The 593-nt window shown below is 76.2% G+C and carries 1 protein-coding gene; it reads right to left on the reverse strand.

The features are described from left to right. A partial coding sequence (locus tag AC2W7G_RS18130; RefSeq protein ID WP_485869658.1) for a phosphatase PAP2 family protein occupies positions 1-565 on the reverse strand: 565 nt, incomplete at its 3' end. Between the last annotated feature and the right edge of the window lie 28 nt (positions 566-593).

Below are 593 nucleotides of genomic sequence, written 5' to 3' on the forward strand. Positions count from 1 at the left end.
GACCACTCCCCGGTCGGCCGCACGCCGACCGCGACCACGGCGGCGCAGGCCACGGCGGAGCCGACCAGCGCCAGGGCGAGCGTCGCGACCGCGGGACGCCACCGGGTGGCCAGTCCCAGGCAGACCAGGCCCAGCCAGGCCAGGCACACGCACGCCGCGACGAGCAGGTCCGAGGGCCGGTGCCACCCGGCGACACCATCGAGGTGGCCACGAACGTCGCGAGCAGCCCTCCGCCCAGGCCGATCAGCGGACGCACGGTGCCGGGAGCGACGAGCAGGGCGGCGACCAGGACGCTGAGCACGACGGTGGCGTGCCCGCTCGGCAGCGAGTTGTGGACGCCCAGCCCGTGGTCGGGCCGCTCGAGCAGGACGTGCTTGAGCAGCTGGGTCGACAGGTTGGCGCCGGCCACGAGCACGACGGCGGCGATCGCCAGCCGGACGTTGCGCCGGCCGAGCGCGACGAGGACGCACCCGGCCAGCACCGCCGCGGCCGAGCCGATGGAGACGTAGCCGAGCACGCTGAGCAGCTGGTCGCGGGTGTCGTCACCGGCCCAGACCGCCTCCATGGCGTCCTGGTCGCGGCGTGGCGCGCGC

This window comes from Aeromicrobium sp. PFPM2_SD2 (genome assembly GCF_057364525.1).